This is a genomic window from Amycolatopsis sp. NPDC051102 (assembly GCF_040682815.1).
Taxonomy (GTDB): domain Bacteria; phylum Actinomycetota; class Actinomycetes; order Mycobacteriales; family Pseudonocardiaceae; genus Amycolatopsis.
Genome location: NZ_JBFBBT010000029.1, coordinates 17210 through 44196, shown reverse-complemented (window position 1 = coordinate 44196; position 26987 = coordinate 17210). Strand labels below are relative to the sequence as shown.

Sequence of the window (26987 nt, the reverse complement as noted above, 5' to 3'; positions counted from 1 at the left end):
TAGGTACTCCTGATATTCAGGGGCGCTCATGCGCCTGGCTACTTCATCGTCAATCGTCGACCTAACGCGGTCAGGCGCATTTTCGTAATCAGACCATCGCTCGTTCTCGGGACGGTCAGAGTCGGGGTCGGGGCCGGGAAAACCTTCAGGCATGGATGTGATCTTGTTTAACTGCTTTAGTTATAACATCTTGGCAACCGGCAGTCAGTGACCCAGCGCCTGTGGTAGCATCTTCGGCTTCGTGTCAACGGAGCGTCGAAGCGAGGGCATGTGACGACACCTTCTCGCATGAGCCGGGCCGAGCAACTATCGTCGCTCCAGCTACAGTTGCTCACGCTCGCAAATCGCGGCGGAGTGCTTCGAAAAGACTTGCCGAAGTTGCTCACGTGCGAGTTGGATGATCTCCGTAGATCCTGGAAGCTCCACGTAGGTGCCGATCTTGACAAAATACGGAAGACTGATCTTGGCAAGTTGCAGGAAGAAATTCGAAATAGGCTACGTCAACATCTAGAAAAGATGCTTGCGCAAGGGGTGGTATCCGAGCACCGTCCCGCTGATGTGGACATATTCAGACTTTCATTCAACTACAGTTTCAACATTGATGTTCCCCCGCCTTATTGGTCACGGCCAAAGCTGGAAAGGCAGGGGCACGTCAGGAACTTCGCTAAGGGAGGTCGTGGTACTAGTCCTCGTGCGGTTCAGCGCAAGCTAGAGCGTGCGTGTGAGGCAATAGCCGAGCAGATGCTCGCAACAGATGAATTTACTGCCAATGTGCCAGTCTCGCTGTTGAAGAAGGTCGCGGATCGAGACGAGCAGGCCCCGGCCGAGGAGGACTCCTCGAACGCCCCAGATGAACCGACCGCTGCTCCTGAAGCGAAGCCGTTCTGGCGTCGACGTCGGGTTCTCTTCGGCGCACTGGGGGTAACGGTCGCTTTGCTGGTTGCTGCCGGTGTCATGATCGCGTCCCGAGGTGAAACGCCCCTTGATCCGCAGAGTCTGCTACGCGCAACCGTCCTAGCCACCGGAACCGACTCGGCGTATGGCGGTATCTTCCCAACGCAACTCAGCGCCAAAGCTGACAGCTACGTCGACAAGCTCAGCAAGGCGCCGAATGATGCCGACTATGAGCGGATCTTCCAAGGTGAGCTCAGCGACGGCGCTTACGCCGCCGGAGGTATCAGGGTAAACATCGCCCTGGAAGTCTTAGTTGACGGCGAAATTAGCCTATACGACATCAAGCCGGTCAACGTCAAGCGTGAAGCCATCCCGCTCGACACTCTCGTGCTCCTATCGCTGGGCCACGGTCCGGCCGCGAAAGTTCAGGTCTCCCTTGATCAAGCTGTGCCGGTCGCCATGGACATAGGCTCGGGGCAGCCGCAGCGCTTCGGCGCCAGCGAGATGATGGGGCTATCAAAAGCAAGCAAGGGCATCATCGACGCGGCTTTCACGGCTCAATCGGTCGCCGAGACTTTTGATATTGAACTCAGCTATGAGTACCAAGGAAAGCAGTACACTCAAGTCCTTCACCGCACCCCTGATGGCGAGCCCTTCCGCGCTGCTGCCTTGCTGTGCAAGGACCGGCTTCAGGCGCCGGCCCCGGAGGTGAGCGCCGCTGAACTCGAACGCCTGAGGACCCTTCGGTATCGCCGTGTGGTGGGCCTCGACTCGACCATTGACGCGGCCGGTAACTACGCAGTGAAGAACATCGACCCGAACGACTTTGCTGGCCGATGTTACTAGGATGGTGAGCTGAGGCAATGACGACCACGTGGCACGCTGGACGACGCTATGTGACAATTGCCGCTGTTATGTTGCTCGTCGGCGGCCTCGTATCTGGTTCTGAGCTGCCGGATGTTGTGCCGTTGCCCTACGCCTACCTTACTGGCACGGAACTGGTGGTCATGCATGGCGATCATGTCGTTGGTCGCGCTCCCGTGCAGTACGACATCAGCCTCGGCGATCTCATCGCCACCGCTGATGGACGGTACTTCGCTGTCTTATCCGGCAAGGCTACGCAGGGCGCAGAGGGGCGGTCCCCGCAGCTCGTCGCCATCAATGCCGAAACCGGTCACGCTCAGATCCGTGACTGCGCAACATGCAACTCCATCGCACCCATTGGCGGCTCGCGGGTGATGGTAAACACAAATGAGGGCTTTCTGAGATTCGATCTATCTAGCTCAAAGCTGCCCCTGAGCTTCCAGACAGATCAGCAGCCTACAGATCGGCTGCGTCTATTGAGCGGCACATGGGATAAGGTGCTCGTCGCTGGGCGAGATCCTATTCAGGTCCTCAAGGAAGCGTACTACGTCCTACGTGAGGACGGAAGTTTGCATAAGATCGACACTGAGGATCGGCCGGAAGCCCATGCGGCAGGCCCAGCGTATGGCCAGAAATACGTAATTGGACGGTCTGCGGCCACAATCCTTCCGACCGGCGAGGCCCGGTTCGCGGTCAGCACAGCGGCAAGGCGAAGGGACCTTCCTTGCGCCGTTGAGGGAGATATCTTAATCTTTTCCGCGAACGGTCGCGCAGATGTGAATACAAACCTCGCGCCAGCCAACCATGCTCACATCTGGCCTGGCATAGATGGTGCCTTGGCAGCGCTCGACCTATGGTGGGACACTGTGGGTGATCTGCATGCAATCGTCCTTAATGACACCTGTGGCGCCGATAACGTTGGCGAGCCAACCAGTTCTCTTAGTGAGTGGCGTTTTCACGATGCTCACTGGCTGCAAGTATCAACTCGGCAGACGAGAGCGCTTCGCCAACTGAGCACTCGGTCAAACATTGTGTCACTGCCTCGCACGCCAGGGTCGTCAACAAATGAGGACTACGATCTATACCTCTATCAAGACGGCAATCGAAAGAAGATTGCGGACGGTGTTGACCTGCTTGCCACTAGAGACACGACGGCTCCGCGCTTGGAAGACTCATGTCATGTCAATCCGGCTAATTGTCCTTCGCCAGACTTGATAGCCGCGCGGCGGCAACTCTCTACTGCGCCGGTCCCCAGTTTGTGTGAACATCCGGCCGGAACGCTGGTAAACGGTAGCCTTCCGGGTATTCCCGATAATCAGGGTTCTGTGTTCTTGGCGGCGAATGGCTCCCCGATGAACGTGATCGATTCGCTCGCAGTTGGCGACCTGACCGGCGACGGCGTGGCTGAGACTGCGGCCGTCCTTGGCTGCTCGCAAGGGGGTGTTAGTTGGCCCGAGTACATTGTGGTGTATACGCCCGAAAAGCAGATATTGGGCTCGATCGACCTCGGCGATATCGCCCTTGCTGAACAAGTTGAACACGCCGACATCGAACGACTGAAATTCCAAAATGGTAACGTCTTGCTGACATTTATGAGCTATAATGGCGCCATCTTTTGCGCCAAGAAGTGGTCGGCAAAGTTGCACTGGGACGGTCACGACGTCACAATGCAAGACTTGACTCAGGCGAAGAGCATACCAACCGTCCCATGTTGAGCTATCGCCTAATCATCCAGCTGCTTCAGTGCTGGAAGGCAGCTCCTCCCTCTCCAAAAACGCCACCGCTGCCCCCCGCGCCTCAGCCATCGGCACCTCATAGCTTGCGGGAATCTCGCTGGCGTTTCCCATGTAGTCATATATAACGTTGCCCGTCCGGCTCGCGTCACCCACGGTATGCGTCGAGCGCGGAGTCATAAACACAACGAAGCCCTTGTCTTGGCCAATGCCCATATCAAACACGCCCCGTCGCGGGTCGCCCTGAACCGAGCACTCCACCATCGACGGGACGGGCAGCCCTTTCGTGTCGGCCTGTACCTGGGCAATCAGAGCATCGAGTTCGGCGGCCGTGCTCACGAGAATAGGCGGATCACCTTCGGCGTAGTCGTTGTCCGGTTCCTGGTTGTACCAAACTTCTAGCGTCACCACGGCTTCGCTCCTCCGGTAAACGTCTTGCGGTACTTCGGCGCGTGTACCGTCATGGAATAGCCTTCCGGCAGGATAACCGGCACCAAGGTGTCGCATCCGTACGGACCCTTACAGGGCCGGTTATTGAGCGCCACGTCCAGGTGCTTCCGCCTTTCGTGCACCATGCGGGCGGCCAGCTTCTGCTCCACGTCCGATACCCGGGTCGTCTCCGCTGGTACCGGAATGCCGCGCTCTTGCAGGATGGCCCACGCCCGCGCTGAGTCCTCATCCCGTCCGCTCGCGATGGCGTGCGCTTGGCCATGCTCGTCGACCCATTGCCCGTGCGTTTTGACGCCCGTGTTGGCGACGACCGGGGGCGGCAGTTGGGCTTGGAGGGCTTCGGCTTGTTCCCGCGTGAGCCGCTGACCGTCCGGCACCGCCGAGGCCGGCGCGGCCGTAGCTGCTGGCTGTGTCGGCGGGCCAGCTGGGCCGCCTGTTTCCTCCGACGGCGTGCTCGCCCCGATACGTTCCAGATAACTGCTCAGGGCGCCGCTGGCGCGGCCGACAAGGCCTGCCACCTCGCTGGCGCCTTGCGCGGCGGTGCTCAGGCCCCCGGCAGCCTGTGTCATCTCCGGCTGCTGCGAGCCGGTCTGGCCGAGGGCTTGAGCGGCTTCTTCGAGCAGGCTGGCGGCCTGGGTCAGGCTGGCGGTCGACAGTTTGGCGAGCGCCGTGCGTACGGCGGCTGCCAGCTCCTCCACTCCCGCCATGATCGCCCCCTGAACCCCATCTTGGCTGGTGAGAGGGACGCTGTCACTCCCCAGGTTCGTCCGGCAGGTTGCGCAAGCCCCACAAGACGCGAGCCATGAGGTCGGTCGGTGGTGGCTGTGGAGCGGCCGAGCGCCGAACCGGCCGCGGATGCTCAACGTACGGCCGCACGCGCTGCGGTAGCGGGAGCGGTTCGGTTGGCTCGTCTGCCAGGGCCGGCTCCGCGGTGGTCGGGGCTGCGGGAGGCCGCCTGTCCGTGGTCGCCTCAGCGCGGCTAGCTCCCAGGCGATGCCGGCCGGGCCTCTGCGCTCGCCTCCGCCCTCGCCGCTGCCGCCGGTGGCGCCAGGCGTCCCGAGCCATGAGCGCGGAGATCAGGAGCACCGGCGTGGCCATCGTTGCCAGGATCACCAGCTCCTGGCCGTTCACACTGTGGGCGGCGCGTCCGGTGGTGGCAGGGTCTCATCAGCGGGCTTCGGCAGGACGGGCGCGGCCGGTAGCTGCTCGGCGTACAGCCCGACGACATCGCCGAGCGCTGCCAGCCAGCCGCTGACCTCTTGGAGCCGGTCCCGCGACATGGTGCCCGCCCGCAGCCGGGCTCCAACCGCAAGCAGCTGCCGTCCGGACAGCGCCAAACGGTCGGCCAGCGCCGTCGGGGCTTCGCCTTCGCCCGGCTCCCCGGCGTGAGTCGCCACCACATCGGCCAGCTCCGCCAGCAGCCCGGCGAACTGCCGCTGCCGCTCCGGCGGCATGGTGCCGGTAGCCAGTTCCCGGATGACCGCGGGCACAGCCTGGTGCACGCTGCCAAGGCTGGTCAGGAGTTCCGCCGTTTCGGGCGTCATGCGGGCCTCACCGGCGCGAACCAGTCCGGCTGTTCGTGTTGACCTTGGACGAGCTGGTCGGCTGCCCGTTCGGCCAGGGCAGCGAGCCGGGCCAGGTAGGCGTCACGCTGGTGGCTCCCGTGCTCCGTCAGTCGCGCCCAGCCCTCTTGCCCGACGCCCCGCCGGGTGTCGGTGTATCCGGCAGCCCGCAGCACGAAGAACTGGCGCTTGAGCCGGTCCTGACTCACCCCCGTGGCCTGGCACAAGAAGCTAAACCGGCACCACTGCGCCTCGCGCAGCAGACACAGCAGATGTACCCGCAAGGGGTCCGGTAGCACCGTGTCATGGGTGTCGGCGTAGGCCGGGCTCATGCCAGTGCTCCCGCTCCGGCCAGCAACCGCCGCTGCTCCGTTCGCCGCGCGCCGGGGTGTCGGAGTGCCAGCACCTCCGCGCTCGCCACCTCATCTAGGTAGGCGCACATCGCCTCTTGCAGCTGCGGGTTGAGGGCCAGGTGCCGAAAACTCGGCACCACCACGTGCCGGGCGCCCGTCCGCACCAGCTCGGCCACCAGCTCGTCGAACGCCTCCCGCGAGCCACAGTGAAACTCGAAGAAGAACCCGGCGAAGGTCAGCCCGTGGCCGTGCGCAAACCGGATCACCGTTTGCTCGAGGTGCCGCACCTTGTGGTCCGGGACGTGGGCGGGCACCCGCATGTAGCCGTAAGCCAGCTGGGCCGCCGGGGCCGGCTCCGCCGTCTCGGGCAGCTGCGGGAGTACTGAGGTCGTCATGGTGCGTCTCGTCCTGGTCGTTCGCCGATCATGGGCGGTATCCCGGCGGCCAGGACTTCGCGGGGAACGGTGCAGCGTGCGGGAGTTCGCCCGTGACCTCGGAGGCGATCGGGAGGTGGTCAACCGGCCGCCGGGATACCGGAACTGACCCTTCCCGGCCGTCACCGGCCCCACCAGAGGGCCAAACCGGGGCGAATCTTGGCCCGATCCCGGGTAGACCGGTCTGACCTGCGGTAATGTGTCGAACCCAGGGCGTGACCGAATGGAGTGGATCATGGGTGGCCGCAGACATGGGCTCATCCGGGCGCGGAAAGCGGCCTACTACACCCAGGAGTCCTTGGCCTACGAGCTTGACCTCAACCCCGGGACCGTTGGCGACTGGGAGCGCGGCCGGTCCGAACCGCTGCCGTACAAGCGGCCGAAGCTAGCCAAGCTGCTGGGGGTCAGCCGTGAGGAGCTCGAAGCCCTCCTCCGCGAAGGTCAAGACGTCGCGTCCGCTGCTCCCAGTCTCGCACCCCTGCCCCCGCCGGCTGCGCCCGTGCCGAACAGTTCGGCTGCACCCGCCGATGCCGCCGTCGCTCGCCTCACCGCCTTATCCGCCGACGATCACGCTCGTCTCACCATGACGCTGAGCGACCCGCACCGCTACGGCGACGGGCAGGTCATTGCCCTGCTTGGTCGCCAGCTCGACCAGTCCATGCACGATGACGGCCTGCTGGGCCCGGCTCGCACCCTGCCGACCGTCCGAGCGGTGCTTGAGGTTGTCGCCGCTCTGGCTCGCGAGGCCCGGCCATCTGTGCGCCGTCCGCTTCTGTCGCTCGGCGCTCAGGGCGCCGAGTTCGCCGGATGGCTGCACCGCGACTGCCGGGATATGCCCGGCGCTGCTCACTGGTACTCCCAGGCCACCGAGTGGGCGCAAGAGGCTGCCGACCTGCCCTTACAGGGCTATCTACTGCTCAAGAAGTCCCAGATGGCTTACGACCAGCGCGATGCCGTGCGGCTCCACGCGCTGGCCACCGCCGCCCACACCGGCCCCTGGCAGCTCCCGGCCAAGGTCCAAGCCGAAGTCACGCAGCAAGTCGCCCGTGGCCTGGCCATGCTCGGCGAGCCCTTGGCCGACGTCGAACGCCACCTCGACCAGGCTCGCAGCTGGCTCGACCGCGCCATGGACACCTCAGACAGCGGTTCGCTCAGCAGCCACTACTCCGCCACCAGCCTGACGCTGCAAACCGCCAGCTGCTACATCGAGGCAGGTAAACCGCGCCAGGCGGCCAACCTCTACGACCAGGCCATCCGCACGCCCGCTCTCTCCCACCGGGACCAGGGCTACTTCCTCGCGCGCCACACCGTGGCGCTAGCCCTGGCCGGAGAACCCGACGACGCCGCGACCCAAGGGCTCAAGGCCGTGGCGATTGCCACCACCACCCAATCCCAGCGCACCACCCGCGAACTTGAACGCGCCCTTGGCACCCTGACCCCCTGGGCCAGTCGCCCCGGCCCGCGCGCCCTCGGCGAAGCCGTCCGAGCGGCCGCCTCGAACTAGACGGTCAGCCACTCCCGCACCGTCGTAATCACGAAGGCTTGCCACTCCTGGCTCTGGGGGTTGGCGTACGTCGGGTCGTCATGGACCGCGAAGCCGTGCTGCGCACCTTCAATCTCCACCAGGGCGTGTTCGCATTGCAGCTCGTCCGCCGCGTGGCGCGACGTCTCCACCGGCACAAAGGTGTCCTCCGTGCCGTGCACCAGCAGCGTCGGATTCGTGATCTCTCCAATCACCTCATCCGGCCGCAGCCAAAACACTTCGTTGAGGAAGGCCCGGCTGTGCTTGACCGTCTCGGAGTGGTCCAAGTAGCCCTGCCGCGCCAGCGTGGCCGCCGCCTCGTCGTCGAGGACGCCACCCTGCCAATGTGGCTTCTGCTCGATGTAGCGGTTCATGTAACTCAACTGCGGATTGAGCAGCACCAGCCGGTGCAGACCCTGCGGGCGCTTGGCTGCATAGTAGGCGGCCAGGCCACCGCCAAAGCTAGTCCCCAACAGGCTCACCTCAAGCGCGCCCGTGCCCGACCGGACGGCCTCCAGGGCCACTTCAATATCGTTGAGGTGCTCCGCCAGCGTCCGCGTCTCCTGCGTGCCGTCGCTTGTGCCGTGGCCGCGCTGGTCGTACCGCAGTGAAGCTATTCCCGCCTCGGCCAGGCCGGCGGCCAGCCGCGTGAAGAAGCCGCCCTCGTCCCGCGTCACTCCGCCGCCGTGCACCAGCACCACCGCCCGATGTGCTGGACTGCCCGGCGTCACCAGCGTTCCGGCGAGGTGCAAGCCGTCCAGGGTGCGGAGGGTGGTGTCGTTGGTGTGCGGCATGGAGGCTCCCGAGGCGTCGGCGTCCCCGTCATGATCTCAGTTTTGGGCTGCTGGTGCCGGTCCAGTGCAGCAGCAACGGGAGGCCAGTCAAGCATGGGTGCCCTCGCCAGAGAAGTAACTGAATAGCATCGGGCACGCAACACGGCTTCAGTGACGATCCGTGAAATAAGCCGGTTAGGGGTGGACGGTCGTTGCGGCGGTTGTCGTGGTCGCGGTCGTAACTGTAGTGGGGGCCGGGGTGGTCGGTGGAGGCTCAGGCCAGGGCTCGCCAATCCAGATCTGGTTATACTGAGTTTCGGTAACATCGACCCATACTTTGCGTTGCTTGTCGAGGCTTTCAACTTGTACCCGGCACTTCGCGGTATCAGTGATCGCATTGACCTCTGGCGGGCTATCGCACGCTCCGCTGCTATTAAAAGTGTGGGCACTTGAAACTAGGATCGAGTTGCGCGGGGACATACTCCTTCGCCACAACCGTGCCCTTATCGATGGTGTCGCTGGAGCAAGCGCCGATCGTCGTGGTGAGTAACAGGGCAATGCCGAAAAGCGCTACCGACCTAATCATGCTCTCGCGCTCCTCTCGTATCGTTGCACACTTACTTGTTGACGCGAATTGTCACGCGCGCCACGACGGTGCAGCCATCAGGCAGGGCGTCAATCGCGTCGTTTGCCGCTGCCTGCGTCAGCGCGGCCGAACATGTCGAGTTGGCCAGAACGGCGTCGTAGTCGATGGTCTTGCCCTTGTCGCTGACGTCCCCCACTTGCCTGTCCGGGAAACTCCAGTCGCGGTCGTATGTGGCTACTGCCGAACCGTTCGTGAAGAAGTATGACCCGCCGCCGGCCTGGGGTTGAGTCATAAGCCAGAGACTGCTGCCAGGACTCAGTCCGTGGACAGTTCCGGCGACGGCCACGTCGTCACCGGCATTGATGGACTGGCCTGGCGTCGGTTCACTGAACGTAGCCGCGACCGTAGGGCCGGTCGTCGGTGGCGGGGGCGGCAGCGTGCTTGACGTGGCTGATGACGTCGGCGTCGTGATCGGCGGCGGAGCGACGCTTGTGGTTGGTGGCGGCTCTGCGCTGGCTGCCAACGCAGAGCGCGCCACCAGAACCAGGATGGCTAGCGCGGACAGAGACGTAATCACCAAGGCGACAACACTCAGCGCAATGACTGCCCGCGATGGCTTTGGTGCATCATGCTCGGGCGCGGCACTCTCGGTCGACGCGTCATCTGCTGAAGCCGTAGGTCGCCGGTCTTTCCACCAGTTGCGGACGACAACGACGCCGTAGCAAATGAACCCAACCGCCAGCACCCCTGCAATGCCGCAAATGACCAAGTTGACCTTGGAAGTAGTGGCATAGTCCAGCCCCTGCGCGATCGCGATGCCTACCTCGATGACGCCACCGGTGTTCAAGATCGCGGGCGGGATGAACGTCTTGGGCTCCAAGCTTGCACCTCCCAGTACGAATGGGTTCGGGGGCAGGGTCGATCCCTCTGACGTACGTGTTACCGTCGCTGCCGCGCCGCAGTCGAGATCGTTACTCGGTTCAGCCATTCGGGTGGCAGTGTCGGTTAGCCACTACTCGGTCGGAATTATTGATAGAAGATCATGCGTTGACGACAAATCATCTCACTCGATCACTGCCGCATTGAGGGATGGTCCAACTAATTTGTCGTAATGCGATTGTTGCCGTGACGCCTCGTCGACGAGAGCTATGCTGGCCGGTCCGCAGAAGTCCTGCGGTGCATAGTATCGAGGAGGAGAGTTGCGCGAGCACTTTCGATCCGGCGAACGCCGGGCAAAGCGCCGTCTGAGACCCAGCGTCCGGCTGGGCATCATGGCGGTAGTTACCGTTCTACTGGTGACCTTTGGCTTCACGAGCCAGTCAGTAGCGAACGCGTCGATCAATCCGCCAGTTCCGAGTTGGCTGGCCAAGTACCTGATCAAGGCTCGCGGGCCCGGTGTGGCCACGGCGATCCTGCAGGGGCAGGGCTATAAATGCCTGCCGCTTGGCGTCGTCTGCTGGCTCGAGGGCAGCTACGACCCACCGCGTTGGGGTAAAGGCACTGTCACTACGGCGGGGCCACAGTACTACCTGAACGCTCGTGCATGGCCGGCGACCAACGCACCAATCCCGCGTACCTTCCGAAACGGTTGGCGACTGGTGATTTTCTGCCAGACGACCGGTCCGGCGGTCAACGGGCGATGGGGTTGGACGAACGTGTGGGACTACGTCGGGAAGCTCGGAGACGTGCCGATGTTCGTGTCGGACGGGTTCGTCTACACAGGCAGCAACGGGTTTGTCGCAGGCGACTGCGCCTCGACGAACTATGGCGACGGCTAACCAGCCGACCAGTCCGGCCCAAGGTGTCCATCGCCTTGGGCCGGTTTGATGAGCTAGGGAATCAATAGCCAAGGCCAGGCAACGATGCCCGCGATAATTCCGACGAGCACAAGTCCGAGCCCGGCGAGGGTGATGACGGCCCCAAAATGTCCGCCCATCCCATAGAAGCCCCAGGCGGCAATGAGAAAGCCGCCGGGAATTAAGATGTGAGCTATACGTCCCGCTATCCGAGTCCTAGGTAGTGTAAGTTTGCGCATATGCTCCTTGGTTTTCCGCCAATGTACAGCTGTCATGACTTTGTGTAAACTTGGTAGACATTTGGAGCATATGCGACTCTGTCGAACGACGAGCTTGTACAGTCGCGAGGGGCTCGACTTGCGGGGAGGGTCACTTGCCGGATTGCAATGGTTAGGTCGGCAGATCGCCTCGCTCATTCCAGGGCAGCTGGGCAAATGCCGTGTCGATGACAGAGTTTCGTCGGAACCTATGCCCATGACCAGCCAGTGCAGTATCGATCGCTGAGTCTTGTTGCTGCTCATCATTCACGAGATTGAGCAAGAACTCACCAGCTGTCTGGTCTTCGATGGTTACGAGATGCTCAAGTTCAAAGGCTGCGCACACGCGGAACGGCTCGGTGCAACTAGGCAACAATTGCCGATATGGCTGTGCGTTGATGACATGAAAAGGCTCCATCGTCACCACGAGGCCTACAATCGGCCGATCATGCGGGATATCGTTGAACGCTGATTCCCGTCTCTTGATCAGACCTGCCGTCGTCGATAGCTGTCCGACTGCCTTGTCGAGGCGCTTCTTCAGGTCGGTGACAGCGGCGTCGCTTCCAGACCGAACGGCTGCGGTTGGCCGGGTTGATTTAACTTCAACGAGAACCACTACGTCCCTGAAGACGGCCAACCAGTCGACACTCTGTTTCTTGTCGCGATCATAGGTTATTGCCGGATATACAGTTGCACCGTCCATCAGAGCGAGGTTTCGACCGACGTATGCCTCGAACAAGTAGCCAAGGTCGCGCGTGAACGGCTCGCCCCACCGCTCAACGGCCGTGTAGTAAAGACCGAGTGGGCTAACTTTCCGAATGAGCAGCCCTGGCACTGGTACCAGCAGTTCGTCGATCACGTCAGCCAAGACAGGCCGCGCTTCTAGGGGGTTGAATAGATAGCGATGAGTTTCAGGATGTTGGCTCGCGGTAGGCGTTGGAAGGTTGCGCCGAACTTCAGCAGGCGATGTGATGAAATTGTCATGCGCCACCCGGGCAATAGTGTCAGAGTCAACCTCGTCGGTGATCCGCCTGAAGTCATCCTGGCTGAGCCAGTCCAAATCAAATCGGCCTCCATTTTTGAGAGAGCCGGCATAGAATAGGAAAGCGACCCCCACGTATTCGGCAACCGAGCAGTTTAGAAGCCGCTGGACCCAGTCTCCGCTGAGTATCTCCATGGCATGGTCAGCCGTGGTCTGCTCGAACAGTGCAATACTGCGGGCGAGCTCGTGCCCCACTGGAAGCTGGTATGGCATCTGTTCATTTGCGAGCCGCAGCATGAACTTGCGGAAGCCGTCTAGCGTGACCGTGCGTAGATCAGGGTCGTTGAGAGCTGAATGTGCGGCACAGCAGCGCAAGACGTCATCTTCGGTCGCCTCGACTCGACGGTGCTCGTTGCCAAAGGCAAGGCTCACTCGAGCTACCTCTGCCAACGCCCACGGTGTAATTTTCTTGAACGGGCTGCGGAGCCACGAATTCGGCTCACTATAACGCGAGGCTATCTGGGCCACGACTGGCAGGAGGCTAGATGGTGTATGGCGTCGAACCCGCTGGGTGAACTCGCGGTATGTGGTCCGGCGATCGTAGGAATATGGCGCCATCCCAAGTATTTACCCTTCAACGTTGCTGACTGAACGTGCTTGGAGCTGAAAGTGAGCAGCAACCTTGATCGCTAAGATGCAAGCGCGTTCGCCAGAGTGGCAAGGCCGCCGATCTTGTCGAGTGAAGGAGGAGGCCATTCTCGTGTGCCAATGTTCGGCCAGATTGGCGTCAAGTGCTTCCCCAGTGCCGGGCTCGGCGTCACGGTGTATAGAAGCCCAGGCGTTCCAATTCGGATTACTTGAGTGACAAAATATCCAATCCGGAGAGTTGTGACATAAGCATTGGCTCGAAGGAACTCCGCTCCCTCGGTGTGCTGAATCGTGACATCGCCGTTGAGCGGGACGCATCTGTAATCAACCGGGTGGTCTGCTGCGCCGAAGAGCGCTACGGGTGGCGTCATTGCAGCTGTCCATATCCGCATGATCTGGCTGGGCTGCCGGTCCTGGAAGAGTGCAGCATAGTCCTCGTCCGGAATGACGAGCCGATCCTCTTTGCTGTGAGTGTACTTGAGCATCATGATTGTTTTGAGCGACCAGGTCGCAAGCGCCCGCTGTTTGGTCTTCGTGAGCTGCGCTGACCGACCCTTGATCATCTTGGGGAGGAGCGAGCGTACCCCGGCTTCAAGATCGTTCATCCAGCCGTTGTTGCAAGAGGCGCAAACTACTTTGACCTTGGCGTCGAACATGGCTCCTGAGCGTGTAGATCTGGCTGTGGCCGACTCGCGTACATGGAGGGCGTTTGCCTGGTCAGGGTAGGGGAATGCGACTCGCAGCCACTGGGGTAAGACATGCTCGTTCGTGCAAGGTGAAGTTCCGCAGAAGACGCACGTTCGAGCCATGCGGATGACGCTACTCCGGAACTTGACGGGCTCCTCTCGCACGTCCGCCTCGTCGCGTCACGATCCCACTGCGCAGCAGGTGAGTCCGGATCGTCGTATCACTGACGTGGTAGCGCGAAGCTACCTGGCTCGGCTAGGCTGTGAGTATGCCGAGGTTAATCAACCTGTACCCCATTGCGTCTGTGCTGACATCAAATTCATGAGCTAACTCGCTTACGAGCTCATCTCGACTGCTCACGCTCTTCCTAAGTTTGACTTCGAAGGCGTGGATTACTAGCGCCCTTGGCATCAGTAGTTCGGCGGCAAAGCGGTTGGCCTCGATCTCTTCCGTGTTGGTGCCCATGCTAGACACGCTGTCTCGAAGATCGATTCTCGCTGAGCTGACGATAAGCGGCTTTCCTTCGTGCAAAAGCAGATGTCCGAGCTCATGGGCTACACTAAATCGTTGGCGTAGCCGACTTGTCTGCGTGTTAATCCCGATTATCCATCGTCCGTCCATTCGAAGGGCAAACCCCGACTCCTGCCCTTCAGAGCGTTGTCGAACGATCTCCGCTCCTTCGCTTGCCGCGATCTTTTCGACTGGTACCGGCGCGTGCGCAACCGAGTACTTGTCGAGCAAATTTTGAGCTGCCTCATCGGGTCGCCGCCGACTCATTGCTCGCCTTCCTTATTCGTCTCATTGTCAACGTTGTCGAGTTGGCTTATGACACCCTCAACGAAACGGCGAGCGCTGTCTGGCGATCCTGAGAGAAACTCGTCAACCTGGGACAGCTCACTGGATTTGATCCCTAGGGGTGTGTCCGTAATGAGTTCGGAAAGCTTCATTCTGAGCGCGTCAGCTATGAGCGCCAGGATATGAAGTCGAATGCGTTGACGGCCGGCCTCGAGGTTCGCGATCGAAGATCGTGTCAGCCCGATTCGGTCGCCAAGGTCAGTTTGGCTTAAGCCTGCCTGGGTTCGCGCTGCCTGTACGAGTTGGCCCACCTCTCCGTAGAAGCGGTCGATGGCCTGGTCGCGCTCGTCCGTCATGGCTCCCCTCCGTGTGCCTACCGGAGGGTAGCGCGCGGAGGTTTGTGACACAAACGGTCGCGCAGCAGTCACCCGTCGGGGCACTTGACGCCGCCACCCCAGGCACCTAACCTTTTGGTAACGACAGAGGTGCCGACCGACAGTAGTAGTACGACGTCAGCACTGCAAACACAAGGCGACGGGAGTCGCAGCTATGACTACGCAAGAGCTAGATAGCTTGCAGGAGCCGCCCGGCAATCAACCGGACGAGCCGACCGCGGTCGGTCTTCCTGGCGCCAGTGCGGATCAGCCAAAGCGGCCGGCTCGGGTCTTGCTTGGATGGACCCCGCCCGGCCAAGGAGAGCTCCTGCTGGCATCCAATGAGGCAGGTGTAGAGCTGAGTGATCATCAGCGTGAACGACTGCAGGCGACCCGTAGTGCGGTTGCTGCTCGCTCCGCTGGGGTGGACCAGGCTGGACTGGTTGCGCCGATGCCTCCTACGTTGGCGAGCCACTTGGCCAGGTTGGAGGTAGATCCCCATGGAGCTCGGATGCTTCAGGAGGGGTGGAATGTCGCGATGGTCGATCTTGCGCGGGTCGTGGGGTTCCAGCCCTTTGTGTTCACGGACACACCTGCTGATCGCACGGCGAATCTGACACCTGATCGGCTTGAGGCCATCGCTGAGTTGACGTTGCCGACTGGTCATGCGGCTCCCCTTGCCGCACAGTTCGACCAAGTCAAGCAGGCGTACATCATCACGTCGCCCAATCCGAACCTGAAGGTCGTGGGGACCTTCAACGGCCAAATGGGAGAGGCAGCAGGACCGCCGGGCTTCGGCTTCGCAGTCGCGGTGCCACCGTCGTACCTACAGGTCGTTCGTGTTGATGGCCGCTACGTCCTTCGTGATGGTTACCACCGGGCGTTCGGCCTATTGAGCCGAGGAATCAGCTTCGTGCCGGCCTTTGTGCGCGACTTCGACACTCGCGAGGGCCTTGCCCCGGCTGGCATGCTGCCGGAATCGGCCTGGCTCGGAGAACGCCCACCGCTTCTGACCGACTATCACGAAGACGCAGTGGTCGAGACTGTGTATTTGCCGTCCAGCCGCAAGATGATCGTGATCCAGGCGATCGAGCTGTCTCTAGCGAGCTAGCAGGACCGCGCGTGTGGCGGGTCGGAGGTACCTCGACCCGCCACAAGCGAACAGTCAAAACTCGTGCTCACGAAACTCGTCGGCGACGGCCTCCGGGCCGCAGCTTGACGCCGCTCCGTAGCAGGTGGGTGCGGACCGTCGTGTCGCTGACGTTGAAGAGGGCGGCAAGGTGTTCGAGGGTTGAGCCCTCTCGGTACAGTTCGCCCGCCTCCTTGATTGCATCCGGTGTGAGTAGAAGCTGGCGGGTGTCCACTCCGCGAGCCTCGAGGTGCTTCCCGACGGTCGATCGGGCTACGTCAAACTCGATGGCGAGTTGCTTGACAGTCGTTCCGGCCCAATAGCTCGCGACCAAGGCGTCAATTTCACATGGCTGCAACTGCCGGGCGAGTCGGTACGTCGGTGGCGCTGGCACGGCTATTGGCAGGTTCGACCACGTCGAGGCCAATTTCAGCAGACGCTGAACGGCCTTGGACGGGCGTGCAAGCGCCTCAACTGCGCCCACCCAGCCACCCGAGCCCGGCGGACCGGAGGCCCTCATGCCGGCACCTCCGCTCACCGAGGCCGAGGTGGCCGCCGCCGAGCGGGAGTTCGGGGTGGTTTTCCCCCGGGAATATCGGGATTTCCTGCTCACCGCCGGCGCCGGTGGAGGCCGGATCACCACGCTCGTGCATGGCCCGGACGGGTGGTTCTGGGCCGGTGACGACCGGACCGACTTCGGCCGGCTGGCCGAGCCCTTCCGCGATCGGGAGGCGATACGACGGCAGTGGGCCGAGCTGGCCGCGCGTGAGCCGTCCCGGGACTGCCGGCCGGTCGAGTGGCAGGCGTGGGACGACGAGTGCGCGGTCGTGCACGCCCGGGAAACCGCCGGCGCGCTGTTCCTGTCGACCGACGGGGTGAGCGACGTCTGGCTGGCGATCAGTGGCCCGCACGCCGGAACCCTGTGGTTCGACATGCGGGCCACCGCGGACCTCATCGTCCCTCTCACCTCGCCGGCCGGGCGGCCCCTGACGTTCTCCGAGTGGCGCGCGGCCGACGAACGCGCCCTGTACGCCCGGCTCTACCGCGTCGGGTGACGTTCCGGGACCCCGCTCACCGCCCGACGGCCGCCGGTTCCGGAACCACGGCCTCGGTGCGGCGCATCGACGTCACCAGCAGCGCCAGCCCCGCGAACAGCACCGCCGCGATCACGCCCGTCACGTTCAGCGCGTCCGTGAACGCCTCCTTCGCCTGCTCCGCCACACCTGCCTGGGTGACGTCGACGGCGAGCGTCGTGCCCGCCGGGAACACCCCGTGGTACACCGCCGACGCCGTCAGGCCGATCAGGGCCAACCCCAGCGAGCCGCCCAGGTAGTTGCCCGTGTCCGCCATCGACGCCGCCGAGCCCGCCCGCTCCGGCGGGACCGAACCCACCACCAGGCCGATGCCCAGCGCGAACAGCGGGCCCGTGCCCAGCGTCAGCACCGTGATGCCGGCCACCACCGGCACCAGGCCGTGGCCGAGGCACAGCAGGAGGCTGCCCGCCGCCGAGACGGCCAGGCCGCCCGCGATCGCCGTCGCCGGCGTCAGGAACCGGGTCAGGGACGGCGCCGTCATCGTGCCCGCCGCCACGCCGAGGCCCATCGGGGCGAACAGCAGCGCCGAGACCAGCGGCGAGTAGCCCAGGACGCTCTGCAGGTACTGCGTCACCAGCAGCCCGACGCCGGCCATCGCGACCCCGGCGAACACCAGCGCGACCAGCACCGCGGTGAACGGGCGGTTCCGGAACAGCCGCAGGTCCAGCAGCGGTGACGCCGTCGTCAGCTGGCGGCGGGCGAACACGATGCCCAGCAGCGTCCCGGCCGCGATCGCCGCGGCCGGCAGGACCAGCGAGCCGGTGGCCAGCTGCTTCAGGCCGAACACCACCAGCAGCACGGCGGTCAGCGAAAGCACGACGCCGGGCAGGTCCAGCCGGCCGGACGCCGGGGCGCGGAACTCGGGCAGCAGGAACGGGCCCGCGGCGAGCAGCACGACCACGGCCGGGACGGCGACCAGGAACACCGAACCCCACGTGAAGTGCTGGAGCAGGAACCCGGCGAACACCGGGCCGGCCGCGCCGCCCGCGAACTGGCAGGTCGCCCAGATCGAGATGGCCTTCCCGCGCTGCCTGCCGTCGGGGAACATGTTCGTGATCAGGGCGAGCGTCGACGGCATCAGCGTCGCGCCGGCGACCCCGAGGGCCCCGCGGACGACGATGAGCATCTCCGGGCTCGTCGAGAACGCGGCGACGACCGACAGGACCCCGAACGCCCCGCCGCCGGCGAGCAGCAGCCGCCGCCGTCCGATCCGGTCGCCGAGCGTGCCCATGGTGATGACGAACCCGGCGACGACGAAGCCGTAGCTGTCGGTGATCCACAGCTGCTCGGTACCGCTCGCCCCGAGATCCGCGCTGAGCTGCGGCAATGCGAGGAACAACGACGTCATGTCCATCGCGACGAGCAGGGTGGGCAGCACGAGCACCGCCAAGCCCAGCCACTCCCGCCGTCCGGCCGGCTTCTCCATGTCCGCTCCTTCTCCGTGGTTCGTTTGCCAGGGGGTCGGAGCCGGACCGGGGGACCGGACACGGACGCGGGAAGAATTTTCGCCGGTTTCGAGCGCTTCCGTCGTGTCCCGGTGACCGGGAACTTTGGCAAGATCGGCGGGGGTGCTCCGGCTTTTCTTGTGCGATAACCACAAAACCTCACACGCGGGTAACACGTGATCGATTCCGGCCGACAGGCAGGGCGGGAAGTGACCAACTCACCTGAGGGGGATTTTGTGAACGGGTTTTTGAAGAGAGCCGCCGCCGTCGTCGCGGTGCCGGTGCTCGCCTTGCTCGTGGGGACCGTGCCGGCGCAGGCACAGGCGGTCGCCTCCGGGTCGCTGTCGTTCAGCGGTGACGAGGGCGACTACATCAGCGGGGGCGGTTCGTACGCCTACGACACGGCGGCGAAGGACCGGCTCACCGTCAACGCGTCGGAGGACCACAACCACATCTCCGTCAGCGTCAGCGCGTTCAACAGCGACTGGTGGGACCTCGACCTGGCCGCACCCAGCGGCACGGGCCTGACCGCCGGCACGTACGACGGCGCGACCCGGTGGCCGTTCCAGGGGGCGGGCGCGCCGGGGCTGAGCCTCGACGGCAACGGCCGGGGGTGCAACACCCTGACCGGGACGTTCACCGTCCAGAACGTCGTCTTCGGGCCGCACGGCTACGTCCAGACGCTGGACGCCACCTTCGAGCAGCACTGCGAAGGCGGCACGGCGGCCGCGCGCGGTGAGGTGCACATCGCGAACCCGCCGGCGCCGGCCGAGCTGGCGATCGGGCTCAAGGTGGCCACCGACGGCACCGCGAGCACGCTCAACGGCAACGCGTACCTGCACGGCACCGTCGAATGCACCGCCGCCGCCAAGGTCACCCTGAGCGGGGCCGCGACGCAGGTCAAGCGCAACGTCATCATCCGCGGCAACTACTCGACGCAGGTGGCCTGCACGCCGGGCGCGCCCGCGGCGTGGAAGGCGACCGTGGTGCCGACGGGCACCACGCCGTTCCAGAAGGGCCAGGCGGAGGTCGTCACCCAGGCGACCGCGCTCGACCCGAACTACAACACCAACGTCTCGGTCGACGACACCACCGTCGTCACCTTGGTGAAGGGCTGATCCCACGGCTGCGGGGCCGCCGGAACGGGCGGCCCCGCAGCCGTCACGCCGCGTGCCAGGCGTGCCCGGCGAAGGCTTCGTCGACCGGAGCGCCGGTGAGCCGGTTCGCGTACGTCGACAGCGTGTACGTCCCGATGCCCAGCACCACCTCCAGCGCGTTGCGGGCCGTGTAGCCGGCATCGGTGAACGCCGCCAGCGTGTCCGCCGGGACGTCGCCCGTGGTGTCCATGACGGCGTGGACGAAGACGCGCAACGCCTCCAGCCGCGGGTCCGGCAGCGCCGACTCCGCCCGCAGTGCCGCCACCAATTCCGGCGAGGCGGACAGGCCGTGCAGCGTGGCTGTGTGCATCGCCACGCAGAGGTGACAGCGGTTGCGCGCGGCCACAGTCATGACGAGCACTTCGCGGTCCAGCGCCGGCAGGGTCGTGCTCTCGAAGATGGCGGTGAGCTTCAGGAACCCGTTCAGCAGTTCCGGCGACGTCGCCAGCCGGGCGACGGCGGACGGCACGCGGCCGAACTTCTTCGCGGTGGCCGCCATCGCGGGACGGGCGGCGGTGGGTGCAGACTCCGGGGTGTGATCGGGGAACAAGACGTCTCCAGACGTAGGATCGACAACGTGGTTGTCGAAACCGTAAACCTGGTTGTCGATTATGGCAAGGGGTCATGAGCGACACCCCGGGCTACGAGCTGCCCTTCCTGCTCTTCGGCGGCTTCCGCACGCTCATCGACCGCCTGCACGCCGAGCTGGCCCGCCGCGGCCACCCGGACGTGCGGCCGTCGTACGGCTTCGCCATGCAGGCCGTCGGCGTCCAAGGCGCGACAGCATCGGAGATCGGCCGCCGCCTCGGCGTCTCCAAGCAGGCGGCGGGCAAGTCCGTCGAGCGCCTGGAGGCACTCGGCTACGTCGAGCGCGCCGACGACCCGGCCGACGCGCGCCGCAAGATAGTCCGCCTCACCGAGCACGGCATCGACGCGCTCGCGAAGTCGGCGGACATCTTCGACGAGCTGCGCGCGGAGTGGGCGAGCACGGTCGGCCGCGAGCGGATCACCGCGCTGGAGAACGACCTGCGCGCGGTCGTCGGCCCGGCGGCGTACCGGCTCGACGCGGCGGGCTGGTTCTCGAGCTGACCTCCGCGGACCGTCGAAGCCGGCTCGTGTGGTCCTCGCGCCTCGCACGCCTGGGCGGATCCGGGACGGGTCACGCCGGTGCCGGCCGTGTGCCGTGTGCGCGGGGAACCAGCGGCAGGAGCCGCTGCAGTTCGTCCTCCAGGTCCGGGAATTCGAAGTGGTACCCCAGTTCCGTGAACCGCGCGGCGGCCTCGTGGACGGACATCCCGGCGCGGAGGGCGGCTCTCAGCAGGTCGGAGATGGTGAGCGATGTCTGTGGATCGAGCACTTCTCGGAGTGAATACTTGTCTCTGCCGAGCAGGGCGGTGTCTTGTGTGGAGAATTCCCGGATCTCCGGCACGGAGTAGCCCAGTTGTCGCAGGCAGTCGCCGATTTGCGCCGCCTCGCATTTGCTTTCTTCGGCGTGTCTGAGAATCAGTGGGAGCGAAACGTCACTCCGTCCGAAGGCGGCCGGTATGGGGAGGTCCGGCGGGATCAATCGTGCGCTGAGGCCGTCGACGTTCGGGAGTTCCTGGGGTGCGAGCCCGAACTTCGCCAGTCGCTGGGCCACCTCTGTGGAAGAGTAACCGGATTGCTCTACTGCCGTGGTGAACTCCTGCAAGTTCACCGCCTCGGCCCGGTTGCGCGGGCGGACCGCTTCCAGGACGTCGCGGTCTCTGGTGTCGGGTACCGGCATGAGGCGTGCGGCTTCGCAAACCTCGAAGCCCATGGCTTCGAGGCGGGTTGCCGCCTCTGGCGCCGTCATGTCGACGGTCAGCAGAGATTGGATGAATTCCCGTTTGCCTATTCTGGCCGGTAAGGTGGAAAACGGGGACGTTGTCGGCATCATTTTTTTGTCCGTCGCAGTAAGCTGCTCGGGCGGCAGTTTGTCGATGCGGATTCCGAAACGCGCCAATTCTCGGGTGAGGTCCCGGGGGTCACACCCCGCTTGCACCGCCACGCGACAGACGTCCCGGGTTGCCGGCCGCGGTCCGTGCTCGTTGACCTCCTCCACCGCCTCGCGCAGCGGTTGCGAGAGAGCCTCGAGGTCGTCCAATGTCACGTCGAAGTGCGGAACGTCCAGCCCCAGCCGTCGCAGCCGGTTCGCGGCGTCCGGCGGTTCCAGGCCAGTCGCCCGGGCGGCCAGCAGGACGTAGAGGGCGGGCACGGGTTCGCCGTGACGCAGACAACGGGCCTCGTCCTGGAACGGGTTTTCGCGGAAGTTGCTGATCAGCCGTACGTCTGTGCCGTCGGCGCGACCCGGCGGTACGTCGCACGGATTGTCGAGGCCGAGTTCGCTGAGCCGTTGGACGATCTGCGCCATGGACATGTCCAGTTGAGCGCTGGTGATGACCAGTTGGGCGTGAAAATCATCCGGGCCGCCACGCCGCGGGTTATCATGGAATCTGACTGTCGATTCTATCATCACCAAGTCGGCGGAATTCAATTTGGTCGGTGGTGGCAGGTGTTCGCAATCCGATATGGAAAAATTCAGTTCGGCCAGACGCTGCATGGTCTTCAACGGGCTGATGCCGAGGTGAAAAGCCGCGCGCCAAACCGACGGCGGAAAAGCCTCCACGCGTAACGGGCCATCGGCTAGTTTGTGGCGCACCAGTCTGACCAGGACTTCGTCCGAGGGCAGCGCAGGGAGCAACGGCGGGCCGGAGACACTCTCGGTGAGTTCTCCGTTCAGTGCGAGTAATCTCCACAGCAGAAGGTGTGGTGGCACTTCGGCGTTCAAGAAAGTCCGGTTGTCGGTGTTCGGGAACCTGGTGTGTGCCAGGCGCGGGTCCAGTCCCGTGATCCCCGCCACGTCCGCGGTGGTGTGGTACGGACCGATCTCCGTCGTCATGCCCACGGCGATCGCCGCGCCGGCGACGATATCGGCGATTCCCGGATTGTTCTGGGCGATGCCCAGGGTCCACCTGTACCCGAGCAGGGAACCCGGCTGCCGAAGCTCTGCGGTTGCCTGGTTCAGCAGTGTCTCGGCCTCTTCGGAGACGTCCTGGAGAACCGACATCCGGTCGACGCTGAGTCGGGGTGAGTAGCGGCCGGTCAGGTTGATCACCGCGCCACGCGGATCGCTGTTGCTCTTCGTCGCGGTGAGCACGCCGTGCTGGTTCTCGCAACGCACGTAGATGCCGTCGACGAGCAAGGCACCACCGTGCTCGCACCAGACGACCTGGCCGTTCTCCGACGGCGTCCCCGGTTGCAGCCGCCCGTACGCTTCGATGCTGTCCTCCCGGGCGGGGTGCCGGCGGCGCGGTTCGAACTCGAACGGGCGCCAGCGCTCGACCTCCTCTTCGCCGTACTGAGCCGTGGTTTCGAACTCGGCGATGCCCAGCAACGCCCGCAAGGTGGCGACGCAGGACGGCGCGCTCGCCCCCTCCCGCAGGTGGAGCTTGACCTCGGTGCCCGGATTGCGGCCGTCGTCGTCGGCGCCGGTGAGCCGGTCGACGCGGAACAGGTGGCCGGGCCCCGCGATGACGACTTTCACGAGCGGCAGCGGGTCTCCGCCCAGGTTCATCCGGCGGGTCGTGACCTCGATCCGGTCGGCGAGCATGAAGTAACTCATCACCCCGATGCCGAACCGGCTGTTGGGATGGATGTGGACACCCTCGCTCTTCCACCGGGCGCGTTCCACCGCGAACTCGCGCCGGTCCGCGAACCGGGCGCCCGCCTGTGAAAACACCTCACGCAGCTCGGCCTCGCCCATCCCGACTCCGTTGTCGCGGCAGCTGAGGAAGTGCTGGCCGCGCTCCTCCCACTGGCGGAACTCGATCTTCCCGGGCCAGCGGAATTCCCGCGGTCCGCCGCTCTTCGCGACGAGGTACTGGTGCCAGGCCTGGCTGTACCGGCAGGCGTCGAGCGCGTTCTGGTACAGCTCGCGGATGGCCAGCGACCGGTCGCGGTAGAGCTGCTCGCCCATCAGCAGCTCTCGCACGCGGCTCTCGTCGAGCCGGAACTTCGTGGTCGGGACCACGAACGCGCGCCGGCCGCCGTCCCGCGCCGCCGGTCTGACGTCTTCGTCCGACGCCCGTTCCGGCAGCGCGAGCAGCGGCGCCACCGCGGTTTCGCGCGCGGCCGCTTCGCGGGCGGTCCGAAGCACCTCGGACATCCGGGTCACGTGCTCGGTGAGCACTTCGTACACGGCTTCGTGCCGGCACTCGGCGGCCAGCCGCAGCGCCGTCGGGGTGCGCACCCAGTTGCTTCCGCGCAGGGTGCGCCGGAGGTCGGCCAGCTCCACCTGGTGGTCGATGCCCAGGTGCTCGACGAGGGTGCTCGACAACGCGCCCGGCTCGATCGCCATCGTGTGTGCGAGTGCCAGGACGAGAGCGACGAGCCGGACGCGCAGTCGCTGACCTCCGTGCCACTCCTCTGCCTGGTCGCGCAGACGCCAGTCCTTCAGCTCGCCGGGGGACAGGCGGAACACCTGCAAGAGCTGCGTCAGCTGCTGTTCGAGCGCCGTGGCCTGCGGCAACTCCAGCGCCAGAGTCCGCTGCCCGACGGCCGAGGCTTGTCCGGACGCGCTCTGGTCGAGCCACCGGTGGAACAGCCACCAGCAGATCGCCCGGCGGTCGGGGTTCTCCTCGGGGGTGTGCCGGGCTCGCTCGACGAGACGCTGCTGCTGGTCGCCGCTCAGGAAGAAGTCGAAGTCGGACTCCGCGTCACGGTCGGGACTGCGTTCGAGCTGCATCGGGTCGACATCCGCGCGCGCTTCGGCGGCGATCTGCACCCACCGGGTGTAGTAGAGCAGCGGCGCGACGGTGAGCAGGAATGCCTCCACCGCCGAGAACCGGATCGGCTCGCCGCCGCCGGCGATGTACCCGACGAGCTCACCGGCGCGCAGCACTGTCCGCACCGGCAGCTCCTCGTCGAGCCACGGGTCGTCGGCCAGCGTCGCTTCCACGGCTTTGCGCCGCTCGCCCTCCAGCTGCCGCAGGGCGGCCACGGCCTGGCTCCGCAGCTCCGCCGAGTCGTCGTCCGGCCAGATCTTCGCCGTGCGAATGACCTCGTCCCACCGCAAGCCGCCGTCGTCAGGGGCCGGACGCCGCCCGTCGTCCTCTCGCACCACCGCCAGCCAATCCAGCCAGCGGCCTTCGCCGACGCCCTTCATGAGCTCCGGATCCTTAGGCTCGATCAGCGGGCGGCGGGCGGCCGCCGCCTCCTGCATGATCCCCACCAGGATTTTCAGGCCCTGCTCGGAAGGCACGTGGTCGCCGCGCAGCCAGTCGCCGATGCTCCGGTCGTTGAGCGGCCGGGTTCCGGGAGCGACGAACTTCTTCGACCGTTCGGCGATCTTCACGTTGGTGAGGCCGGAAAGCTCCCTGAGCGCGAGGAGCTGCTCCACCAGCTTGCTGTGCTTCACCATGCATCGCCTCCGGTCGGGCGCACGTCGGTCGGTACCGGATCGGTACGTCGGTTCGTGGGCGTCGACCAGGGTAGAGCCGCCTTCGTCCGCCCATTCGAGCTGACCGGTTTCCGGCTGGTCGATTCGATCTGCGGGATGGCCGGGACACCCCGGTCATCACCAAGGAATCGAGCGGGAGACGAAGATGGTTACCGGAATCCTGGCGGCACTGGGTGCGATCGTCCTGGTGCTGCAGGCGGCCACCAGGCTGCCGGCCGCCTTGGCACTGTTCGTGCGGGCACTGATCCCCGTCGTCCGCGCCTGGCGCGCGCTCCGCGACGAGTGGCGTCGCAGCGGCTCGAAGCGGGACTGATGGTGGGCGGGTCAGAAGCCGCAGCCCGGGTCCGGCGCGTCCTCCGACAGCGGGCTGCCCGCCGGGAGCACGTACAGCACCTCCAGCACCAGCGGCGTCGACCCGAGGTTGCGGCCGATGTGCACCTGGTCCGGCTTCTCGGTGAACGCGCGCCCGGTGGTGAAGACGCCGTCGAGGCTGCAGTCGGCCAGGTTGTGCGTCAGCGTTCCGGCTTTCACGTACGCGTAGAGCGTGCCGTCGTGGAAGTGCCAGCCCGTGTAGCCGCCGGGCTGGACGGTGATCTCCCGCAGCGTGTAGTCGGTGTGGCCGATGGTTTTCTGCGTCAGGATCGTTCCGGTGACGCCGCTGCCGGGCGTCGCGGAGGCGGTGGCGGGGAGCAGGGCCGCGGCGAACGCGGCGGCGGCGAGAACGGTGAACGCTTTTCGCATCGGCCCAAGCTACCGCGTCCGGGTGTGCCCGTGGGGGCAGTGTTCCGGGTAGTTTGCGGCCATGGACGCGGACGTTTTCGGGCAGGTCCTCGGCGCGGTGCGGGAGTTCGTGCGCAAGGAGGTCGTGCCGCGCGAGGCGGAGATCGACGAGCGCGACGAGATCCCCGCCGAAATCCGGGCCAAGGCCGCCGAGCTCGGCCTGTTCGGCTGGGCGCTGCCGGAGGAGTACGGCGGGCTGGGCCTGGCGATGGCCGAAGACGTCCGGCTGGCGATCGAGCTCGGCTGGACGACGCCGGCCTTCCGGTCGCTGTTCGGCACCAACAACGGCATCGCCGGCCAGGCGATCGTGCACTACGGGACGCCGGACCAGCGCTCCCATTGGCTGCCGCGGCTGGCCACGGGCCGGTCGATCGCGTCGTTCGCGCTCACCGAAGCCGAGGCGGGGTCGGACCCGGGTGGCCTGACCAGCCGCGCGGTCCGCGACGGTGACCGCTACCGGCTGTCGGGCACCAAGCGGTTCATCACGAACGCGCCGCTGGCGGAGGTGTTCGTCGCTTTCGCCCGCACTGACCCCGAAAGCACCGGCAGCCGCGGCATTTCCGCGTTCCTCGTGCCGGCGGACGCGCCCGGCGTCACGGTCGGCCCGCACGACGCCAAAATGGGCCAGGCCGGCGCGTGGACGTCGGAGGTGGTCTTCGACGACGTCGAGCTGCCGGCCGACGCCCTGGTCGGGGAGGAGGGCAAGGGCTTCGGCATCGCCATGGCGTCGCTCGCCCGCGGACGCCTGCACATCGCGGCGCTGTGCGTGGGCATGGCGGAGCGGGCGCTCGCCGAGGCGGTCGAGTACGCGCGGACGGCGCGCCAGGGCGGCCGGGTGATCGGCGAGTACCAGCTGGTCCAGGCGCTGCTGGCGGAGTCGCACGCCGAGCTCGCGGCCGGCCGGGCGATGGTGCACGAAGCCGCGGCGAAGTACGACTCGGGCGAGGACCGCAAGCTGGGGCCGTCGTCGGCGAAGCTGTTCTGCACCGAGATGCTCGGCCGGGTCGCGGACCGCGCGGTGCAGGTCCACGGCGGGATGGGGTACGTCCGCGGGGTGACGGTCGAGCGCATCTACCGCGACGCACGGCTCTTCCGCATCTACGAAGGCACGAGCGAGATCCAGAAGCTCGTCATCGCCCGGCAGCTGCTCAAGGACTGAACTTGCGCTGGAGCGCGCTCCAGCACTTAGCGTC

25 protein-coding genes are annotated in these 26987 nt (G+C 65.2%); 10 read left to right on the top strand and 15 right to left on the bottom strand.

The annotated features are described in order from the left end of the window. Positions 1–288: 288 nt before the first annotated feature. Together AB0M93_RS43620 and AB0M93_RS43615 are read left to right on the top strand one after the other, a co-directional pair. Positions 289–1740 carry a hypothetical protein gene (locus AB0M93_RS43620; RefSeq protein WP_364285829.1) on the top strand — a complete coding sequence of 484 codons (1452 nt, stop codon included), beginning with the start codon at positions 289–291 and terminating at the stop codon, positions 1738–1740. Between the two features lie 17 nt (positions 1741–1757). Then, entirely contained in the window at positions 1758–3473 is a 1716-nt protein-coding gene (locus AB0M93_RS43615) for a hypothetical protein (RefSeq protein WP_364285827.1), read from the top strand. 12 nt (positions 3474–3485) lie between these two features. Here the strand turns inward: AB0M93_RS43615 and AB0M93_RS43610 are convergent, their stop codons facing one another. The 5 genes from AB0M93_RS43610 to AB0M93_RS43590 form a co-directional block, all read right to left on the bottom strand. Further along, positions 3486–3902: an Imm1 family immunity protein gene (locus AB0M93_RS43610; RefSeq protein WP_364285825.1), complete on the bottom strand. Its 417-nt coding sequence runs from the start codon at positions 3900–3902 to the stop codon at positions 3486–3488. After that, the gene (locus tag AB0M93_RS43605) at positions 3896–4648 is read right to left on the bottom strand and encodes a DddA-like double-stranded DNA deaminase toxin (RefSeq protein ID WP_364285823.1); all 753 of its coding nucleotides are present in this window, start codon (positions 4646–4648) and stop codon (positions 3896–3898) included. Before AB0M93_RS43605 ends, AB0M93_RS43610 begins: the two co-directional genes overlap by 7 nt. Before the next feature lie 420 nt (positions 4649–5068). Continuing rightward, positions 5069–5485, bottom strand: coding sequence for a hypothetical protein (locus AB0M93_RS43600; RefSeq protein WP_364285821.1), 417 nt, complete (start codon positions 5483–5485; stop codon positions 5069–5071). Continuing rightward, positions 5482–5835, bottom strand: coding sequence for a winged helix-turn-helix domain-containing protein (locus tag AB0M93_RS43595; protein WP_364285819.1), 354 nt, complete (start codon positions 5833–5835; stop codon positions 5482–5484). The genes AB0M93_RS43600 and AB0M93_RS43595 overlap by 4 nt, the downstream gene beginning before the upstream one ends. Continuing rightward, entirely contained in the window at positions 5832–6251 is a 420-nt protein-coding gene (locus AB0M93_RS43590; protein ID WP_364285817.1) for a hypothetical protein, read from the bottom strand. Before AB0M93_RS43590 ends, AB0M93_RS43595 begins: the two co-directional genes overlap by 4 nt. Positions 6252–6513: 262 nt before the next feature. On the opposite strand from AB0M93_RS43590, the gene AB0M93_RS43585 reads away from it, so the two are divergent. Continuing rightward, positions 6514–7794: a helix-turn-helix transcriptional regulator gene (locus AB0M93_RS43585; RefSeq protein ID WP_364285815.1), complete on the top strand. Its 1281-nt coding sequence runs from the start codon at positions 6514–6516 to the stop codon at positions 7792–7794. Here AB0M93_RS43585 and AB0M93_RS43580 read toward each other — a convergent pair. Together AB0M93_RS43580 and AB0M93_RS43575 are read right to left on the bottom strand one after the other, a co-directional pair. Further along, positions 7791–8606, bottom strand: coding sequence for an alpha/beta fold hydrolase (locus tag AB0M93_RS43580; RefSeq protein ID WP_364285813.1), 816 nt, complete (start codon positions 8604–8606; stop codon positions 7791–7793). The two genes, AB0M93_RS43585 and AB0M93_RS43580, sit on opposite strands and share 4 nt — an antisense overlap. Positions 8607–9202: 596 nt before the next feature. After that, positions 9203–10051 carry a hypothetical protein gene (locus tag AB0M93_RS43575; protein WP_364285811.1) on the bottom strand — a complete coding sequence of 283 codons (849 nt, stop codon included), beginning with the start codon at positions 10049–10051 and terminating at the stop codon, positions 9203–9205. Positions 10052–10466: 415 nt separating this feature from the next. On the opposite strand from AB0M93_RS43575, the gene AB0M93_RS43570 reads away from it, so the two are divergent. Further along, the gene (locus tag AB0M93_RS43570; protein ID WP_364285809.1) at positions 10467–10949 is read left to right on the top strand and encodes a hypothetical protein; all 483 of its coding nucleotides are present in this window, start codon (positions 10467–10469) and stop codon (positions 10947–10949) included. A gap of 408 nt (positions 10950–11357) precedes the next feature. Here the strand turns inward: AB0M93_RS43570 and AB0M93_RS43565 are convergent, their stop codons facing one another. From AB0M93_RS43565 to AB0M93_RS43550, 4 genes are all read right to left on the bottom strand, one after another. Continuing rightward, the gene (locus tag AB0M93_RS43565) at positions 11358–12734 is read right to left on the bottom strand and encodes a hypothetical protein (protein ID WP_364285807.1); all 1377 of its coding nucleotides are present in this window, start codon (positions 12732–12734) and stop codon (positions 11358–11360) included. Between the two features lie 161 nt (positions 12735–12895). After that, on the bottom strand, positions 12896–13510 hold the full coding sequence (locus AB0M93_RS43560; RefSeq protein WP_364285805.1) for a hypothetical protein: 615 nt from the start codon (positions 13508–13510) through the stop codon (positions 12896–12898). 286 nt (positions 13511–13796) lie between these two features. Further along, complete coding sequence (locus AB0M93_RS43555) at positions 13797–14318, bottom strand: ImmA/IrrE family metallo-endopeptidase (protein ID WP_364285803.1); 522 nt, start codon at positions 14316–14318, stop codon at positions 13797–13799. Then, complete coding sequence (locus AB0M93_RS43550; RefSeq protein ID WP_364285801.1) at positions 14315–14692, bottom strand: helix-turn-helix transcriptional regulator; 378 nt, start codon at positions 14690–14692, stop codon at positions 14315–14317. Before AB0M93_RS43550 ends, AB0M93_RS43555 begins: the two co-directional genes overlap by 4 nt. Before the next feature lie 529 nt (positions 14693–15221). On the opposite strand from AB0M93_RS43550, the gene AB0M93_RS43545 reads away from it, so the two are divergent. Then, positions 15222–15821, top strand: a complete 600-nt coding sequence (locus tag AB0M93_RS43545) for a hypothetical protein (RefSeq protein ID WP_364285799.1) — start codon at positions 15222–15224, stop codon at positions 15819–15821. A gap of 536 nt (positions 15822–16357) precedes the next feature. Further along, positions 16358–16894: an SMI1/KNR4 family protein gene (locus tag AB0M93_RS43540; protein WP_364285797.1), complete on the top strand. Its 537-nt coding sequence runs from the start codon at positions 16358–16360 to the stop codon at positions 16892–16894. A gap of 16 nt (positions 16895–16910) precedes the next feature. Here AB0M93_RS43540 and AB0M93_RS43535 read toward each other — a convergent pair whose 3' ends face one another. Beyond that, a complete protein-coding gene (locus AB0M93_RS43535) occupies positions 16911–18359 on the bottom strand; it encodes an MFS transporter (RefSeq protein WP_364285795.1) in 1449 nt (482 codons plus the stop codon). A 255-nt stretch (positions 18360–18614) separates the two neighbouring features. On the opposite strand from AB0M93_RS43535, the gene AB0M93_RS43530 reads away from it, so the two are divergent. Beyond that, complete coding sequence (locus AB0M93_RS43530; RefSeq protein ID WP_364285793.1) at positions 18615–19496, top strand: hypothetical protein; 882 nt, start codon at positions 18615–18617, stop codon at positions 19494–19496. 43 nt (positions 19497–19539) lie between these two features. On the opposite strand, the gene AB0M93_RS43525 is transcribed toward AB0M93_RS43530, so the two are convergent. Next, positions 19540–20034 carry a carboxymuconolactone decarboxylase family protein gene (locus AB0M93_RS43525; RefSeq protein WP_364285955.1) on the bottom strand — a complete coding sequence of 165 codons (495 nt, stop codon included), beginning with the start codon at positions 20032–20034 and terminating at the stop codon, positions 19540–19542. Between the two features lie 125 nt (positions 20035–20159). Here AB0M93_RS43525 and AB0M93_RS43520 point away from each other — a divergent pair, with 125 nt between their 5' ends. Next, positions 20160–20624, top strand: a complete 465-nt coding sequence (locus AB0M93_RS43520; protein ID WP_364285791.1) for a MarR family winged helix-turn-helix transcriptional regulator — start codon at positions 20160–20162, stop codon at positions 20622–20624. Between the two features lie 70 nt (positions 20625–20694). Here the strand turns inward: AB0M93_RS43520 and AB0M93_RS43515 are convergent, their stop codons facing one another. Continuing rightward, entirely contained in the window at positions 20695–24975 is a 4281-nt protein-coding gene (locus AB0M93_RS43515) for a hypothetical protein (RefSeq protein ID WP_364285789.1), read from the bottom strand. A 184-nt stretch (positions 24976–25159) separates the two neighbouring features. Here AB0M93_RS43515 and AB0M93_RS43510 point away from each other — a divergent pair, with 184 nt between their 5' ends. Continuing rightward, positions 25160–25327, top strand: coding sequence for a hypothetical protein (locus tag AB0M93_RS43510; protein WP_364285787.1), 168 nt, complete (start codon positions 25160–25162; stop codon positions 25325–25327). A gap of 11 nt (positions 25328–25338) precedes the next feature. Here AB0M93_RS43510 and AB0M93_RS43505 read toward each other — a convergent pair whose 3' ends face one another. After that, positions 25339–25755 (bottom strand): cupin domain-containing protein, encoded by a 417-nt coding sequence (locus tag AB0M93_RS43505; protein ID WP_364285785.1) that lies wholly within the window; start codon positions 25753–25755, stop codon positions 25339–25341. Positions 25756–25816: 61 nt separating this feature from the next. On the opposite strand from AB0M93_RS43505, the gene AB0M93_RS43500 reads away from it, so the two are divergent. Then, complete coding sequence (locus AB0M93_RS43500; protein ID WP_364285783.1) at positions 25817–26953, top strand: acyl-CoA dehydrogenase family protein; 1137 nt, start codon at positions 25817–25819, stop codon at positions 26951–26953. The last annotated feature ends 34 nt before the right edge of the window (positions 26954–26987 follow it).

Coding starts and splice junctions, on each gene's coding strand:
- AB0M93_RS43620 (WP_364285829.1), top strand. CDS start 289: ATGAGCCGGGCCGAGCAACTATCGTCGCTCCAGCTACAGTTGCTCACG.
- AB0M93_RS43510 (WP_364285787.1), top strand. CDS start 25,160: ATGGTTACCGGAATCCTGGCGGCACTGGGTGCGATCGTCCTGGTGCTG.
- AB0M93_RS43615 (WP_364285827.1), top strand. CDS start 1,758: ATGACGACCACGTGGCACGCTGGACGACGCTATGTGACAATTGCCGCT.
- AB0M93_RS43550 (WP_364285801.1), bottom strand. CDS start 14,692: ATGACGGACGAGCGCGACCAGGCCATCGACCGCTTCTACGGAGAGGTG.
- AB0M93_RS43540 (WP_364285797.1), top strand. CDS start 16,358: ATGCCGGCACCTCCGCTCACCGAGGCCGAGGTGGCCGCCGCCGAGCGG.
- AB0M93_RS43500 (WP_364285783.1), top strand. CDS start 25,817: ATGGACGCGGACGTTTTCGGGCAGGTCCTCGGCGCGGTGCGGGAGTTC.
- AB0M93_RS43590 (WP_364285817.1), bottom strand. CDS start 6,251: ATGACGACCTCAGTACTCCCGCAGCTGCCCGAGACGGCGGAGCCGGCC.
- AB0M93_RS43525 (WP_364285955.1), bottom strand. CDS start 20,034: ATGGCGGCCACCGCGAAGAAGTTCGGCCGCGTGCCGTCCGCCGTCGCC.
- AB0M93_RS43600 (WP_364285821.1), bottom strand. CDS start 5,485: ATGACGCCCGAAACGGCGGAACTCCTGACCAGCCTTGGCAGCGTGCAC.
- AB0M93_RS43545 (WP_364285799.1), top strand. CDS start 15,222: ATGCTTCAGGAGGGGTGGAATGTCGCGATGGTCGATCTTGCGCGGGTC.
- AB0M93_RS43515 (WP_364285789.1), bottom strand. CDS start 24,975: ATGGTGAAGCACAGCAAGCTGGTGGAGCAGCTCCTCGCGCTCAGGGAG.
- AB0M93_RS43585 (WP_364285815.1), top strand. CDS start 6,514: ATGGAGTGGATCATGGGTGGCCGCAGACATGGGCTCATCCGGGCGCGG.
- AB0M93_RS43595 (WP_364285819.1), bottom strand. CDS start 5,835: ATGAGCCCGGCCTACGCCGACACCCATGACACGGTGCTACCGGACCCC.
- AB0M93_RS43560 (WP_364285805.1), bottom strand. CDS start 13,510: ATGTTCGACGCCAAGGTCAAAGTAGTTTGCGCCTCTTGCAACAACGGC.
- AB0M93_RS43605 (WP_364285823.1), bottom strand. CDS start 4,648: ATGGCGGGAGTGGAGGAGCTGGCAGCCGCCGTACGCACGGCGCTCGCC.
- AB0M93_RS43555 (WP_364285803.1), bottom strand. CDS start 14,318: ATGAGTCGGCGGCGACCCGATGAGGCAGCTCAAAATTTGCTCGACAAG.
- AB0M93_RS43580 (WP_364285813.1), bottom strand. CDS start 8,606: ATGCCGCACACCAACGACACCACCCTCCGCACCCTGGACGGCTTGCAC.
- AB0M93_RS43505 (WP_364285785.1), bottom strand. CDS start 25,755: ATGCGAAAAGCGTTCACCGTTCTCGCCGCCGCCGCGTTCGCCGCGGCC.
- AB0M93_RS43535 (WP_364285795.1), bottom strand. CDS start 18,359: ATGGAGAAGCCGGCCGGACGGCGGGAGTGGCTGGGCTTGGCGGTGCTC.
- AB0M93_RS43520 (WP_364285791.1), top strand. CDS start 20,160: ATGAGCGACACCCCGGGCTACGAGCTGCCCTTCCTGCTCTTCGGCGGC.